13 protein-coding genes are annotated in these 15,404 nt (G+C 37.0%); 4 read left to right on the forward strand and 9 right to left on the reverse strand.

Annotated features, from left to right (window positions below):
- The first annotated feature begins 407 nt into the window (after window positions 1-407).
- The 3 genes from OXU93_RS08165 to nusB all read left to right on the forward strand — a co-directional run bounded on the left by OXU93_RS08165 (window position 408) and on the right by nusB (window position 2,943).
- Window positions 408-1,199, forward strand: coding sequence for an HpsJ family protein (locus tag OXU93_RS08165; RefSeq protein ID WP_267384858.1), 792 nt, complete (start codon window positions 408-410; stop codon window positions 1,197-1,199).
- A gap of 200 nt (window positions 1,200-1,399) precedes the next feature.
- Window positions 1,400-2,140, forward strand: coding sequence for a DUF502 domain-containing protein (locus tag OXU93_RS08170; RefSeq protein WP_267383704.1), 741 nt, complete (start codon window positions 1,400-1,402; stop codon window positions 2,138-2,140).
- Window positions 2,141-2,292: 152 nt separating this feature from the next.
- Window positions 2,293-2,943 carry a transcription antitermination factor NusB gene (nusB, locus tag OXU93_RS08175; RefSeq protein WP_267383705.1) on the forward strand — a complete coding sequence of 217 codons (651 nt, stop codon included), beginning with the start codon at window positions 2,293-2,295 and terminating at the stop codon, window positions 2,941-2,943.
- 36 nt (window positions 2,944-2,979) lie between these two features.
- On the opposite strand, the gene OXU93_RS08180 is transcribed toward nusB, so the two are convergent.
- From OXU93_RS08180 to OXU93_RS08190, 3 genes are all read right to left on the reverse strand, one after another.
- A complete protein-coding gene (locus OXU93_RS08180) occupies window positions 2,980-3,333 on the reverse strand; it encodes a DUF1816 domain-containing protein (protein ID WP_416378769.1) in 354 nt (117 codons plus the stop codon).
- A gap of 30 nt (window positions 3,334-3,363) precedes the next feature.
- Complete coding sequence (gene rlmB, locus OXU93_RS08185; protein ID WP_267383706.1) at window positions 3,364-4,287, reverse strand: 23S rRNA (guanosine(2251)-2'-O)-methyltransferase RlmB; 924 nt, start codon at window positions 4,285-4,287, stop codon at window positions 3,364-3,366.
- 266 nt (window positions 4,288-4,553) lie between these two features.
- Entirely contained in the window at window positions 4,554-5,816 is a 1,263-nt protein-coding gene (locus OXU93_RS08190; RefSeq protein WP_416378770.1) for a DHH family phosphoesterase, read from the reverse strand.
- A gap of 705 nt (window positions 5,817-6,521) precedes the next feature.
- Between OXU93_RS08190 and OXU93_RS08195 the strand changes: the two genes are divergently transcribed.
- Window positions 6,522-6,995, forward strand: coding sequence for a gluconokinase (locus OXU93_RS08195; RefSeq protein WP_324127132.1), 474 nt, complete (start codon window positions 6,522-6,524; stop codon window positions 6,993-6,995).
- 616 nt (window positions 6,996-7,611) lie between these two features.
- On the opposite strand, the gene OXU93_RS08200 is transcribed toward OXU93_RS08195, so the two are convergent.
- The 6 genes from OXU93_RS08200 to OXU93_RS08225 form a co-directional block, all read right to left on the reverse strand.
- Complete coding sequence (locus tag OXU93_RS08200; protein WP_267383710.1) at window positions 7,612-7,923, reverse strand: DUF6679 family protein; 312 nt, start codon at window positions 7,921-7,923, stop codon at window positions 7,612-7,614.
- A gap of 423 nt (window positions 7,924-8,346) precedes the next feature.
- Window positions 8,347-9,717, reverse strand: coding sequence for a glucose-6-phosphate dehydrogenase assembly protein OpcA (gene opcA / locus OXU93_RS08205; protein WP_267383711.1), 1,371 nt, complete (start codon window positions 9,715-9,717; stop codon window positions 8,347-8,349).
- Window positions 9,718-9,763: 46 nt separating this feature from the next.
- The gene (gene zwf, locus OXU93_RS08210) at window positions 9,764-11,293 is read right to left on the reverse strand and encodes a glucose-6-phosphate dehydrogenase (RefSeq protein ID WP_267383712.1); all 1,530 of its coding nucleotides are present in this window, start codon (window positions 11,291-11,293) and stop codon (window positions 9,764-9,766) included.
- Window positions 11,294-12,053: 760 nt separating this feature from the next.
- Complete coding sequence (fbp, locus tag OXU93_RS08215; RefSeq protein WP_267383713.1) at window positions 12,054-13,097, reverse strand: class 1 fructose-bisphosphatase; 1,044 nt, start codon at window positions 13,095-13,097, stop codon at window positions 12,054-12,056.
- A 616-nt stretch (window positions 13,098-13,713) separates the two neighbouring features.
- The gene (locus OXU93_RS08220) at window positions 13,714-14,130 is read right to left on the reverse strand and encodes a secondary thiamine-phosphate synthase enzyme YjbQ (RefSeq protein ID WP_267383714.1); all 417 of its coding nucleotides are present in this window, start codon (window positions 14,128-14,130) and stop codon (window positions 13,714-13,716) included.
- Window positions 14,131-14,252: 122 nt separating this feature from the next.
- Complete coding sequence (locus OXU93_RS08225; protein WP_267383715.1) at window positions 14,253-15,245, reverse strand: ribose-phosphate pyrophosphokinase; 993 nt, start codon at window positions 15,243-15,245, stop codon at window positions 14,253-14,255.
- Window positions 15,246-15,404 lie beyond the last annotated feature (159 nt).

A 15,404-nucleotide genomic window follows, 5' to 3' on the forward strand; every position in this document is an offset into this window, starting at 1 on the left:
AAATATCCTATCCATATTTTTCGATAAGATTTTACCAAGAGGTAGTATCGACTAGAAATAACTGAGGGGAATAAATTTTTTCAAATTCTAAAACCGTTCAGTTATTAGCCATTTTGCTACGGACTAATTAGACCACTAAATATTATCATATTGACAGTGATTGTTATTCTGACAAATTTCTACCTAATGTTTTAACGGAATAGTTCGGAGAAATTTTAATCTGTCAATTCTATGGGAACATCTATTTTGGGAAAAGAGGGTTTTTCAAAGAGAGTGTAATTTCATAGCAATTTTCGGTATTTAAGTTGCCTCTCAATAGTAGTCAATCCTATCATTGTCAAGTGTTGCTTGACATCCTTCATTAATATCCACTAAATAAATTAACAGCCAAGCACATAATAATGACGATGAATAACCGTGCCTTTACTTCTCTTTCTTTCAAACTCATTGGAGTAGTTTTACTCCTGTCTTCCCTGTTGGACTATATCACTTTAGCTATTCCTTTAAACTTGCAAAGTTCTCAATGGCAAATTGGATTACTTACGAATATTGTTGACCGTGGAATCGTTCCCTTAGTGGGAATAGGGTTCATTCTCCTTGGATATTTTGTAGAAAACTTAAATGACACCACTCTTCGACAATCTTCTGAATTCGATCTACGCGTTCCTATTTATATCCTGTCCAGCATCATGGGGCTTATGTTTTTGTTAATTATTCCGCTTCATCTCAATAATCTTAATGAAGTCAAGGTCAATACCCTTAATCAAATTGAGCAAGGCGCTGGTCAGGGGGCTGACCAAATCCAAGCTTTTTTAGCTCAAATCGATCAATTATCTAAAAATCCACAACGTCTTAGCCAACAGATTCAACAGTTAAATCAAGCCGTCGAGTCAGGAGAAGTTCAAGGACAATCTCTCAATGCCCAACAGCTAGAACAATTGCAAAAACAACGTACTCAACTTGAACAATTACAGGATTTATCCAAAAATCCAACAGAATACAAAAATCGTATTGATGAGTTGACTGAACAGTTTCAAGAACAGTTAATTAGTCAGCGCAGACAAGCTGAAAATAAAGCTAAGACTCAAGCTCTTAAGCAAAGTTTACGGATCGGATTAAGTAGTTTGATGCTAGCCATTGTTTATAGTACTGTCGGCTGGATTGGATTTAAGGTTGTGATGGGTAGCAAAACTTCTTAAATTTCAAGGCTCGAAATTACCATAGCTAAATTTCCGATAATTATTTTGTCTTTCTTACTTACATATTTTTTCAGCAATTTCTAAAAAGCTTACGATGACTAGACTCAGTATGATCAGTTAAATTGATGTCCTCTAAATTATGAACAAACTATGATACGATCAATGGGATTAATTACCTTCTTATTGAAGAGTTTGCGGACGTGCTTCAACACTTCAAGCAGGATCTAAAAAATGATCTAATTGCCGGTTTGTTAGTGGTGATTCCCCTAGCAACAACTATATGGCTAACTATTACTGTTGCTAGCTGGGTAGTTAATTTGCTAACGCAAATTCCTAAGCAGCTTAATCCTTTTGACGGGCTTGATCCAATTTTAAGCTACTGTTTCAACTTGCTGGTTGGATTAGCGGTCCCTCTGCTCTGTATTTTAATTATTGGCTTAATGGCTCGCAATATCGCAGGCCGTTGGTTGTTGGATCTAGGAGAACGAATCTTACAATCGATTCCCTTAGCTGGGGCTGTTTATAAGACTCTTCAACAAATTTTAGAAACTCTATTTAAAGATTCTAAAAGTAAGTTTCGCCGTGTTGTCATGATTGAGTACCCCCGCCAAGGGGTATGGAGTTTGGGCTTTGTTACTGGAGCGTTAAGTGCTCAGTTGCAATCTCATCTTAATGAGCCAATGCTTAGTGTTTTTATTCCGACAACTCCTAATCCTACCTCTGGGTGGTATGCTATCGTTTCTGAAAATGATGTGGTTAACCTATCCATTTCCATTGAAGATGCGTTTAAGGTCTTGATTTCCGGCGGTATAGTCAGTCCTCATGCTACGGAATCGGAATCGGTTTCGCCATCTCAATCTCATGATCAAAAATTTATTTCCTTAGATAAACCCATTATTCGAGAATCCGCTCATACTATTTCGACAGAAGACAAAACCTAAACAGGCATCATAAACGATACAGTTAATGTCTCATAGTTTGTCGTGGTTTTGTTAATTCTTAAGTGCGGGCCGGTTACCCATTAATGGCGAGTGTAGTTGTACGGCCCACTTGGGAGTTTCTCTTGTTTTACTACTCATGATACTATTGTACTATGTTTTTTAAGCAGAAACCTCGTCGAATTTCTCGTGAATTAGCCCTATTGAGCCTTAGTCAAATTAAGGGAAGTGCTGTAAAATTCGAACAAAAAGAGTTAAGCAATTTAGTTTTAGCAGCAATTCGCACATTGACTACTGAAGGACAAGACATTCTGGAATCTGCTGCGGCAGAAATAACACGTAGTCATGAACGATTGCTGAAAAGTGAGATTCAGGCGGCTGATGTTCAAAGTGCAAAAACCATGGTATCCGAAGCTATTGAACTAGCTAAAGGAGCCATTAATCGTTTAGTTTATGCAATTGAATTACCCGAAACGATCCAGCTCTCGAGTCAACACGAAGTACGAGAGTATACATTAGAGTTGATCGAGACTGTTTGTCGCCGTCGATTCGAAATCGACCAACAGCTTGATTCTGTTCTTGTGGATTGGCATTTAAGCCGTTTACCCAAAATAGATAGAGATATTCTGAGAATAGCGGCAGCAGAGATTCTCTTTCTCAAAATACCTCACAAAGTCTCCATTAATGAAGCAGTAGAAATAGCCAAGCGCTATTCTGATGATGAGGGTTATCGTTTTATTAATGGAGTTTTACGTAGATTAACCGAACATTTGAGAAAATCGACAAGTACTAAAGACTCCACTTAAAAATTAGGAGACTTTAAAGTAGAGATTCAAAGCAATTCAGGAAGTCTGATGATTGAAATTAGATATCTCTTGAACTGTTTGAATACTCTCTTCTGTGTCAAAAATCGTTAAAACATTTGGCTTGCACCGTTTGACAACTACTTTAATCTCTTGAGCTCCTTCAGATTGTAAGTCTTCAACATAACCCCCACAACTAACTTGTGCCGTTTTTTTTCGGATAAATGGACCAAAATAATAAGTACATTGGGGAGTTTTTGTAATAATTTCTACCCAGTAAGCTAGTCCGATAAAATTAAACATTTTTAACATAGGTCGTTTTATCCTTATTCCCTTCGTGACGATTTTAACTGTTTCTAAAACGCCATTGTAACGTTCTCTTTTTAAGAACATTTGGGCGTTAAGCTCTTATTATTTGTTAGTTTATCGGTCGAAATTCAGTTTGTTAACTTTAGAGGATGATGTAGATCCCAGATAAACTCGACCTGACCAACGTTGACGATAGACCTCGTAAAGGGTTATAGCCGCCGCTACAGAAGCGTTTAGACTTGGAGTTTTTCCCTCTAAAGAAATGGAGATAAGTTGATCACAAAAACGTTGAGTTAACAAACTCAATCCATTCTTCTCCGAGCCTATTACCAATCCTATCGCACCTTTAAATTCTATACTATGTAACAGTTTACCTCCATCAGATGTGGTGCCATAAATCCAAAATCCAGCTGTTTTTAAGGTTTCTAACGCTCTGCTGAGGTTGACGACCCTAGCTACTGGAAAGAACTCCAATGCCCCTGCAGCTACTTTAGTTACAGTAGAGGTCACTCCAGCTGCTCTTCGTTGAGGGATTACTAATCCTTGTGCTCCCAACGCTTCGGCAGTGCGGATGATTGCCCCTAAGTTGTGGGGATCAGCAATACCATCAGCAATGATAATGACAGGTTCATCAGTACTTATTTTAGCTTGAGAAATTAACTCATTTAGATCTTGGTAACTATAGGGAGAAATTTGGACTGCTACCCCTTGATGATTTCCTCCGTGAGTAATTTGATTTAGACGTTGAATGTTAACTTCGTCAATTACTGTTCCTTTAGCTTTTACTGTTTGAAGTAAAGAATGAAAGCGAGTATCATAATGGAGTTTATTCGTGATCCAAACTCGATTTAACTGGCGACCACTTTCTAATGCAGCAAGAACAGAATGGCGACCATAAACTATATCATCAGTTTCATCATTTTTTTGTGGAGCTTTAGGAGAAATATTTGATCCTGATGAAAATTTCTGTTTTTTTATCGTTGGTTTCCTAGAACCATAGGAGTTCTTACGGGGAACTGGATAAGATTTTTCTGTCATAATCGGTGTGTGGAAAAGAATAATGATATGTCTACTTTTTTAGGAGTAAGGATTCTAGTGATCAATAAACACCTGGAACACAACTGATAAGATCTCCTGAAAATGTACAAAGTCTAAACTTTTAGTTATAGTTAGTTATATCGTGTTCAAGTCTAGGATTACTTTTAATTATAAGAAATAGTCACAGTACTTAGCCGAAACTTGTCTATTCTCGACTATTATCGACAGTGTTGTTGAAATAAATGGACCTCTCCTTATCTGAGGTATTAGGAATGAATTACCTTGTCTTCAGGGTTTATTAACCTTAAAAGTTTTTGCTTGATTTGGGCGTCAAAGACTTCCCATTTAAGTTTGGTATAGTTAGTGTTGTCGTTACTTCCCCCAAGAAAGCCAATGTGAATCTCAAACCCACCGGCCATTTCTCTCCCACCTCCATAATATCGACCTTGAGCATCTTTTCCCAAAGCTTCCTTTAGAAATTCATCAGGATCAAGAGTTAGCTTATTAGTTCTCAGAGAACCGATAACTACTTCAACATCATTATCTTGATCGTGGATGATGCCATACACCACGGCAGTATGAATATTTTCCTCAGTGACTAAAAAATCAGCAGCCTGGGGGATTGCATCTCGATCTTCATAACGTAAATAACCTACTCCAGCAATAGAAACATTATTTTGAGTCCAACGATTCTTTAGTGATCGTTCAATCACATCCATTACTCGCCGTGAACGTGCTGATTGTAGCACAGCATTGAGTAACTGAGAGTCGTATATACGAGATAAATAAGCAGCTGCTAATAAGTCTTGTTCTTGAGCTTGGAGTAAATTATTAGTATCAGAACGAATGCCATGCATTAGGGCAGTCGCACACTTCACATGAACGTTATCACTGTTATCAAAATGTAACAGTCCTGCTTGCAAGTATTGAGTAATAATTGTTGCAGTAGCACGAGTCTGAGGTCGTAAATCAATAAATTCTGCTCTAATATCTCCTTGTCTACTATGGTGATCAATAACAACAGCAACGGGAATTTTAGCTTGTTTTACTAACGGCATTAATTGACTTGTATTCCCTTGACTATCTACCAGCACGCAACTTTGATAAATAGAGAGATCTCGCTCTTTGAGGGTATTAACACTCCACCGTTTAGCAGGTAATCCAGTCAACTTAACTAAAGCAATATTTTCCTGATGGGATAGGGTTCCAGCATAGACAATATCACAGTTTATTTCATAAGGTTGAGCAATGAGTTGGTAAGCCCAGGCACTTGAAAGGGCATCAGGGTCGGGAAAGTCTTGAATGACAACAATCTGACATTCTCCTTGATGATGTTCTAATGTTTGTTGTAACTTATGAGCAAGTTTTCCCAAAATGACATCATGATTTTTCTTTCCATGATTAGAAATGATAGTTGTTGGACTATTCTTATCAGTTCGGTCAGTTTCCCCTGAAGTCAATTGAGATCTTAACTTTGTCTGCGAGGTTTTATGGTTACTAGGAGTAAGTAAGGTTGATTTCATCTGCAAGTAGTTTAGTGATAAGAAGTGGTTAATAATGGAAATTAATTTAAGAAACTCAGAGATTTTTAACTAACTACGGTCAGGGTTTAGCATTTCTTTAGAAAAATTTGGAAAGGAGACAACTCTATAAAGAGTAAAAGGCAATTAGGATAGTTAACCGTATATTCAACTACTTTATCGACACACAGAAAGATACCTAAGACTACTTTTGGGTCCTACCGTGATTGATCGGCAAAACAAAGTTTTTCTTCATCTTTTTTTGAAAGATTTAGGGATAATAAAGATATAATTTAGAGCAGACGCATTTTGGGCATACCCCCATTATTTTAACCTAATTTTTATAGCAGATTTTATTTTGTCATAAAACAGTAAGATTTGAAAACGGATCTTCTCCTTGAATGAATATTATTTTTTTTAATAATTAGTCGTCCAATCTTAGTTTTTTCTGAGTTAAGCTATGTTCTATTATAAATAATTTGATTTCCTCTTAAACTATTTATAATTAATTATGTAAATTATGTACGCTCAAAAATTATAGGCTAAGATTATAAAACGAAGTGATAGTGACATTGTATAGAAAATATTAAAACAGTTAATCTTAGAGCTAGTAATTGATTTATTTAATATAATTTATAACTTAAGTTATATTAAATTCACACCAGTTATTTTTTTACTTAAAGAATAATAAATAATCTTATGATTTATGTAATCATGGGTGTATCAGGTTCAGGAAAAACAACCATAGGAAAACAGCTTAGTTGTCAATTAAACTATCATTTTTATGATGCAGATGATTTTCATTCATTAAAAAATATCCAAAAAATGAGTAATGGAATTCCTCTTAATGACAAGGATCGTCTACCTTGGTTACTATCTATTAGTTTTCTAATAAATAATCTACAACAACATCAAATCAATGCTGTCATTGCCTGTTCATCTCTAAAAAAATCCTATAGAAAATTATTAAAAAGTAATCATCAAGATCTAGTTTGGATTTACCTTAAAGGAAGTTTTAAACAAATTTCAGAAAGACTAGACAAACGGAACAAACATTTTATGAAAAGTCAGATGTTAAAGTCTCAATTTGAAGATCTAGAAGAGCCAAATAACGCGATAATTATCGATATTAGTTCAACCTCAGAAGAAATAATAAAACAAATTTTGTCCCGTATAACTTATTTATAAAAATCTAATAAATATTAAAGATTTATGGTTTAAATAACAAATATAACGGAGAAGTAAAACAATAATACTTAACTTAACATATCAAACCTAATTAATAATAGAATTTCTGGCTAAGTATTCAGTAATTCTGCGGACCTTTACTATTTTTTTCTAACTGTATCAGTAGCTATAATAAATATTAGTTTTAAACGATAAACTAATTAATTTATTTAGTATTATTTCAAGAACATGAATGAGCAACAGTCTATCATATTGCCTCATTGTGACTAAAATGCAGAAATCATACAAGATCTTCAGGGGGAAGAGCTCCCGTATATCTTTCATAAATCTAATACGACATAGACTCTTTACTGAGTAAGTTTAACTAATCAGCTGGTACAGCAAAATCTTTTGTAAATTGCTGATCAGGAACTCTAGTTAAATCCGACTAACATTAGTAACCCTTTGACTAAACCTTATCTATAGAAAACTTAATTGCTCCTAATTAGATTCAGGGCTTCCAAAAACCGTCTAACATAGGCTATCAAAACAACTAACGATAACGAGAAATTACCATACTAAATTGCGCAGCAGTCTCATAACCTAGAAGTTAACAATACTGGGGCATACAAAAGATTTACTCTTGATTTGATTCAGGAGAATGGGGATGAATTTGTTCCTCGTTAGGACATTCATCAGCAATGAGAAGTTCAGAATTATATCTTGAAACAGAAGCTAGTTTTTGACTCAGAGAACCGATACTTTCGAGTCTGATCATCTCCTCCCAGGAGCTAATTTCGTCATCTTCTTCGATTTCGTAACGAATTGTAACTAAATCTCCTTCTAGGGAAACGATGGTAGCTTCTTCAATCCAACGTTGTTGATCCCGCAAGAAAAGACAGACTTCACGACCCTCTGTACAGATTTGATAAATCTTGCGATGTAGCATAGGTCTCTCCTTAGCAGGTAATACATTTCAACATACCAACATAATGCCATTCTAACAATAACATATTGACCTCCATTCTTGAGAAGAGAAAATTTTTCGGCATAACTAAATAGTCCATATGAATAACCTCCGCAGATACTCCAAGTCATCACAAACAGCCAAGATACCGATATAATCTTTTATTATCTTTGGATAGTATCATTCCCTTTAAATTCATCGCTGAGGAAAATTTACAGTATAAATAATGTTTTATTTCACAGTACTTTTCTCAGTTGAGTTCAGTGAGAATAGGAATGGAAAACCTAAAATTGTAGTACATAATTTCTCAAATATTGAGCATACACAATACAACAAGTAAAGGGCAGTTTTGAAGGATAACTTTACCTCTAAACTTGCCCTGAAACACTAAAAACAAATCAATACTTAAGATTGATTCGCTAACTTAAGAATTTGATCTACAATTTCCACACTTTCTTTATACAGGATATCTTGCCCCCACCGTTGCAATTGCTTACTTAACAGTTGGTCAGTTTTTTGATCTGCCAAGGAAGTCACCTGTTCAATACGACAAGCCTGCGCGCCGCCAGAAGCTTCCATCCGCATACATCCAGTAGTTCCTGAACATAAAACAGTACAACAGTCCGCTTCGAGATTAGTTGAACTTAACTTAAGACTAATTAAGTCTCCTAAAACTTCACCCCAATCTGTCAAAGGAACCCCGGTTAATTCTGCATTAATGGATTTATTTTCACCATTGACAAACTGAATCCGTCGAATATCGTATTCCCCACTTACACACTCATAATCTACAGGTCTCCATTGTAAACGACCTGCGATCCATCCAAGGAACATTAATGCTTGGGACGGATTTCCCTTCTCATAATCAATAGTTACTCGATCAATTTCTTGGACAGCATCACGACGTTCTGGGGGATCGAATGCAGCAGCGGTTAATTCCTGCCAAGCCCCTAAACGTGACCAGTTTAAATCAGCTAAAGAAACATCATCGGCTAACATTTGAATGGTACGAGATAAATCTTCTTCAGGATTGCTAAAGATACTAGAATCGACAATCAAGGTATCCCCATGAGACACTAGACGTTTGAACAAACCATATTCAGGATCAGGCTCAGCTTTCCACCATATGAAGGTAGATAGTCCATTAATGGTTAAATCAGAGATGATTCCTCCGATTCTTTCTAATGCTTCCGCGCTTCCGTGCAGGGTAATGTACTCACAACAAATTAGTGTATCTTGACTACGTTTATTGACTGGACAATAGGCGGAAACCTGGGCCTTGACTCCGTTATCTTCCCCAACAGTAGGACAAAGGGTGATTATTCGACAAGGATTTGCTGAGGCGATAGTATCGGCAATCCCTGTCCCTTCTAAGTCAGGAGTGTACTGTTGAGAAGCTCGTTGCTGTACATCGGTCAATTTTCCTTCAGCTTTAGCCTTTCCTAGTTCTTCTTTTAACTTATCGAGTAAGATCCGATTAGATTTTCCTGTTACCTTTATATCGTAAGCCTTCTGGGCTGATTTAATCGCGGCGATGGTCCGAGGTCCGGCGATGCCATCGACTGGACCGGTATAAAAGCCTAGAGTGGCTAACAAATGTTGGGTAGGTTCAGGTTCATAAACCACAAAGGTAAAAGTGGCTGCCCTGGTAGCAGATATCCCGTCTTCATTGTTACCGTAACTTTGCCAGATATTGGCTAGTTCAGCCTCAATGACATCAATAGAAACATCTTTTGGGTCTTGTAAGGAAACTAGAGGGGGAGTTTGGGTAGTCATGGTGGATTCTTCATTTACATTCTACAATTAACAATTGTTTCCTCAATTACAATCGTCGCCAACGCCGACCATCGCGGTTCAATAACAATTCAGCTTCTTCAGGTTCCCAGGTTCCGGCTTCATATTGGGGAACGGTAGATGGGTCAGCTTGTCCATCCCAAGCAGATAAAATAGGAGTGACAACACGCCAAGCTTCTTCTACTTCATCGGCACGAGTAAATAGAGTTTGATCTCCTAACATGGTATCGAGGAGGAGGCGATGGTAAGCATCGGCAGTTGCCATACCAAAAGAAGATCCATAATTAAAGTCCATTTCCACAGTACGAGTCCTTAATTCTGACCCAGGCATTTTGGCCTCAAACCTTAGATCAATACCTTCATTAGGTTGAATCCGCAGACTTAACACATTTGCATTGGTTTGATGCGCAACAGACTGGAAAATCAGCAGGGGAACTTCCTTAAACTGAATAGCAATTTCGGTGACCTTTTTAGGTAGACGTTTTCCTGTCCGTAGATAAAAAGGAACTCCTTTCCAACGCCAGTTATCAATCATTAGTTTCATAGCGACGTAGGTGGGAGTAGTAGAATTGGGGTTAACTCCTGGTTCTTCCCGATAGCCGGCAACAGATTTTCCCTTCATCCATCCCGCTTTATACTGTCCGCGGACTGCTGAGTTTTCCAGATTGTGAAGGTCTGCGAGGTGTGTCGCTTGCAAGACTTTTACTTTTTCGTTACGAATACTATCAGCACTCAGGGCGTTGGGGGGTTCCATCGCCGTCAAACAAAATAGCTGCATTAAGTGATTTTGCAGCATGTCTCGTAAGGCCCCCGAGGTTTCATAATAACCAGCTCGATCTTCAACCCCGACAGTTTCAGCCACAGTAATCTGAACGTTATCTACAAATTGACGGTTCCAAAGTGGTTCAAAAATGGCGTTAGCAAACCGGAAAACCAGCAAGTTCTGAACAGTTTCTTTGCCTAAATAATGGTCAATACGATAAACTTGTTCTTCTTTACAGACGTTCTGGACAATCCGATTTAAGACCTGGGCGGAACTTAAGTCTTTACCAAAAGGTTTTTCAATGACAATACGGTTTTTGATAGGATCGCTCAGCATTCCCGTCGCTCCCAGTTGTTTAATGCCGGGAGGAAAGAAATTAGGAGAAACCGAGAGGTAAAAAACGCGGTTACCTCGTGTTCCTCTTTTACCATCGAGTTCTTCTAGAAATGCCTTAAGTTTGAGATAGCTTTCTGACTCATCCATGTTGCCACGGCAATAGAACAACCCCTGAGCAAAATCATCCCAAAGTTGTTCATTGCCGATGCCATCGGAGAATTCTTCGATTCCCTTACGCATCTGTTCCCGAAAAAAATCGTGACTCCAGTCGCGACGAGCAACCCCTACGATAGTCAATCCTGGGGGAAGTCGTCGTTCTTGCTTCATTTTATAGACGGCGGGAACGAGTTTTCGTTGAGTAAGGTCGCCAGAAGCCCCAAAAATTACGAGTATTAGGGGTTCTGGGGTGCGTTCTTGGCGTAGTCCTACGCGGAAGGGGTTTTCTAGCAGCGTTACCATAGAGTTTTCAAAATGCTCCTTCGTTAGTCTCCAGTGTACCGAGAACTTCTTTAATTTTAGGAAACTTATCATAGAAAATTAAGCTTTGGTAATCATATCTGTACTCAGATATCTTGGAAAGAGTAGAAGAAGACAGAAAAAACGCGAACAAAGCGACCTTTGAATTATTTTAGTTTTTATCTATTTAATTGTGACAACAACAACATTGTGACAGCTAAAAGCTGAAAATATTATTTTATAAAGGTTTGTAAGATAAAAATCATGAGAACTTCTCTTATAAAGAAGGGGATAAATATATGCTAAGAAATTTTAATTTTAATTATGCTAGTAATGTGGTTAATTATGTAAGGGTAATCTCAGATTCCAAATCTTGTTAGAGTTGACAAGAGAGTAGACAATATTTTTGTAAGCTTATACAAAAAATGTATCAAAAATTTAGTTAAATTAATCAAAGTTTACCAAGCAAAATAATTGATTGAAAATTTAAATTTTATTGTAATTGTAAATGCGAGTTTTTTGTCTCTACCTATTCGATTCTCTAAAAAACTAGGACTAAATATAAGTGAACATAGTAAAAAATATTTTTTAAAATTTATCTTCATTAAAAAAATTGTTACAAAGCCTGTATTTCTAATACTCGGTAAGCCCTAAAATTTTTAGGTAAAAATCACAGCCCCTAAGTTTCTATGGAAACTTAGGGGCTGTGATTGTCATGTTTATCGTTTATGGAATCAATATACTCACGTAATATCTTTACCGTCTAACTTTCTCGATGTTTGCGATCTTCAATAAATGACTCAACGAGTTTAACATCATCTTTAGAACCGATCACTAATGGAGTTCTTGCATGTAGTTTATCAGGAACAATATCCAATATTCTTCTGGTACCGTCACTAGCCTTCCCTCCTGCTTGTTCAACCAAAAAAGCAAGGGGCGCAGTTTCATAAAGCAATCGTAATTTTCCTTCAGGTTTTTTTATTGTTCCTGGATAAAGAAATACTCCTCCTTGCATTAAAATTCGATGCATGTCTCCGACTAAGGCACCACTATAACGAGCAGTATACCCCTCATGGCGGTGAACATAACGAGTATAGTCTCGGATAGCTTCATCCCACTGCCAAAAATTCCCTTCATTGTTACTGTAAACTGGTCCATGATCGGGAATCTTAATATTTTCTTGAGCTAGGATAAATTCTCCTAAACTAGGATCAAGAAGAAAAGAGTGGACACCATGACCAATAGAGTAAACTAACATAGTCGAAGGACCGTAAAGAATATATCCGGCCGCTAGTTGTCCTTTGCCATCTTGTAATAAGTCTGCACCCTTATCATCTTCATCTATTGCCTGTTGTTGGCGAATGGCAAAAATCGATCCCACGTTCAAATTAATATCTACATTGGAGGAACCATCGATGGGATCATAAAGAAGAGTATAACGTCCAATAGGGCAGTTTTCTGGAATATAATAAGGGTCATCCATCTCTTCAGAAGCGAGACGACAAACTAGTCCACTTTGCTTGAATACAGAGATAAATACATCATTAGCGTAGACATCCATCTTTTTGACGGATTCTCCCTGAACATTAGTTTCTCCAGTGAATCCCAAAACATCAGCCATTAGACCTGCACGGCTAAGGCGACGGGCGATCAGTTTCCCAGCCAAGGCGATGCGGGACATTATAGCACTAAGATCCTGAGCTTCTGGGGAAAAGCTTTGGAGCTGTTGGAGAATGTGGCGAGAAAGAGTAGTACAGTCGCGATCAAGGCTGCCGTCTGGAACAACTACGGGCTGGAAGCTAGTCATAATGAAGTCATCCGGTCAAAAGTTAAGAAGTCAGAAAGTTTGACTTCATCTATATTGCTTGTCATCGATCTTAATCAATGATCTCTACTTTGCCCAATAACTTTAGATTAGCTTCAGGTTATATAGAAATAATTAATCAAACTAATAATAAATACAAGAATAAATACTAATTTTAGTAGTCTATAAAAATGCAACACAAACTTTTATGATGATTAAATCAATTTCTTAGAAGTTCTTATTCAGTTAACCTTATAGGGGCAAACGAATAAGAACAGTGCAATATAGTAACTTAAGATATTTCAATCCACTATCTAATTAGTAAACAAATCTATTATAAATAGAATGCCGTAGGAAATACGTATATACCTTCTATTCTCTAATAATTAAACCTCTAAAATTATAAAATTTTTAGTTATAGATCTTACAGAGAGTACTAAGTTTTGACTATTGTATCTTACGAGAATAATAATTTATATCTAGTGTTGAAGGTAAGACAAAAATAAAAATTATGATCTAAAGCTCTAGTTACTAATTAAAATTTTAAGCTTGATTGATAAAATTTTTGCCATAGACTTATTGGTAATAGAATAAATATTACCAATAAGTCTATTTAAATTTAAACTCCACTTATATGAACAATGATATCTCGCCTGTGACCACTTGCACGATGTTCCCAAACATAGATTCCTTGCCAAATCCCTAATGCTAATCTACTTTGATTAATTGGAATCTGTTCTGAGGTTTTTGTTAACACTGATCGAATATGTGCAGGCATATCGTCAGCTCCTTCGGTGTCATGAATATATTGCGTTGATTCAGGAACTAAGTTGGCAAAAAAATTAGATAAATCTACTAAAACATCGGGATCAGCATTCTCTTGAATTACCAATGATGCTGATGTATGACATATAAAAATAGTACATAATCCTGTCCTGATTTTAGACTCAGAAACCACTTCTTCTACCGCACGAGTAATACGATTAAATCCTTTTCCTGTGGTCAAAATAGATATTTTTTTTTGATGGTGATTCATAAATTAGTAACCAGTAATCAATAGTCAATAATTAGCAATTGGTAGTCAATTACCAATTGCTAATTAAAGTAATTGGTAATTGACTACCAATTACTTTAAAGCAATAAAGAATGACTAGATAATTAGCGGAACATACTACTAACGGAAGTATCTTCATGGATGCGCCAGATAGCCTCACCGATTAAGTTAGCAACAGAAAGAACTGTTAATTGTTGAAAGCGATGTTCTTTTGGAATACTAATTGTATTAGTTACAATAACTTCTTCCAACATCCCACTCGATAGTCTAGAAATGGCTGGTTCAGAAAGGACAGCATGAGTGGCACAGGCATACACTTGTCTTGCACCTTCTTTGCGCAAGAGTCTAGCTCCTTCTAAGATAGTGCCGGCGGTGTCAATCATATCGTCAACTAGGACAGCAGTTTTTCCCTTAACATCCCCAATCAAATTCAAAACTTCAGCTACATTATGCGCTTGACGACGTTTATCAATAATTGCTAAGGGAGCCCCATGAAGCTTTTTAGCAAATGCTCTTGCCCTAGCTACGCCACCCACGTCAGGGGAGACAACTACTAAGTCGGAAAGCTGTTTACTTGCTAAATAATTAACAATCACAGGAGATCCATAAACGTGATCAAAGGGAATATCAAAATAGCCTTGGATTTGAGCCGAATGTAAGTCCATGGCTAATACCCTTTGGGCCCCAGCCTCGGTGAATAAATTAGCTACGAGTTTAGCCGTAATTGACTCACGTCCAGCAGTTTTGCGATCAGCCCGTCCATAAGCATAATAAGGAATGACAGCAGTAATTTGCCGTGCCGATGCTCTACGACAAGCATCAATCATAATCAGCAATTCCATAAAGTGATCATTCACTGGATGAGAACAGGGTTGAATTAGATAAACATCACATCCTCGAATAGATTCCTGAATTTGAACATACAGTTCCCCGTCAGCAAATTTTTTGCGAATCATAGGTCCAATGTTCATCCCCAAATAACAGGCAACCTCTTGGGCAAGGGGAATATTAGCAGACCCTGAAAAAAGACTTAGACGATTATTTTCCGACAGTGTCGGCGCTGTCAGATCTAAAGTTAATATGGGAGTGTGACTCACAGCAGACTTTTTTCCCCTCAAATCAAATTATAGCAAATCCATCATCTCAGATTTTTTGATTGCCTGAGTGAGTTTTCTTTTTTACGATGTTCATATCGAACACCTTTTTATTCTAGATTAAGCATGTAAACACAACTTTTACACTTGGAAATATTTAGA

This window comes from Cyanobacterium sp. uoEpiScrs1 (genome assembly GCF_947331815.1).
GTDB lineage: Bacteria > Cyanobacteriota > Cyanobacteriia > Cyanobacteriales > Microcystaceae > Rippkaea.

Bases quoted from the DNA above. Each gene is read 5' to 3' on its own strand.
- OXU93_RS08165 (WP_267384858.1), top strand. From the start codon at position 408: ATGAATAACCGTGCCTTTACTTCTCTTTCTTTCAAACTCATTGGAGTA.
- nusB (WP_267383705.1), top strand. From the start codon at position 2,293: ATGTTTTTTAAGCAGAAACCTCGTCGAATTTCTCGTGAATTAGCCCTA.
- OXU93_RS08180 (WP_416378769.1), bottom strand. From the start codon at position 3,333: ATGTTCTTAAAAAGAGAACGTTACAATGGCGTTTTAGAAACAGTTAAA.
- rlmB (WP_267383706.1), bottom strand. From the start codon at position 4,287: ATGACAGAAAAATCTTATCCAGTTCCCCGTAAGAACTCCTATGGTTCT.
- OXU93_RS08195 (WP_324127132.1), top strand. From the start codon at position 6,522: ATGGGTGTATCAGGTTCAGGAAAAACAACCATAGGAAAACAGCTTAGT.
- OXU93_RS08200 (WP_267383710.1), bottom strand. From the start codon at position 7,923: ATGCTACATCGCAAGATTTATCAAATCTGTACAGAGGGTCGTGAAGTC.
- opcA (WP_267383711.1), bottom strand. From the start codon at position 9,717: ATGACTACCCAAACTCCCCCTCTAGTTTCCTTACAAGACCCAAAAGAT.
- zwf (WP_267383712.1), bottom strand. From the start codon at position 11,293: ATGGTAACGCTGCTAGAAAACCCCTTCCGCGTAGGACTACGCCAAGAA.
- fbp (WP_267383713.1), bottom strand. From the start codon at position 13,097: ATGACTAGCTTCCAGCCCGTAGTTGTTCCAGACGGCAGCCTTGATCGC.
- OXU93_RS08220 (WP_267383714.1), bottom strand. From the start codon at position 14,130: ATGAATCACCATCAAAAAAAAATATCTATTTTGACCACAGGAAAAGGA.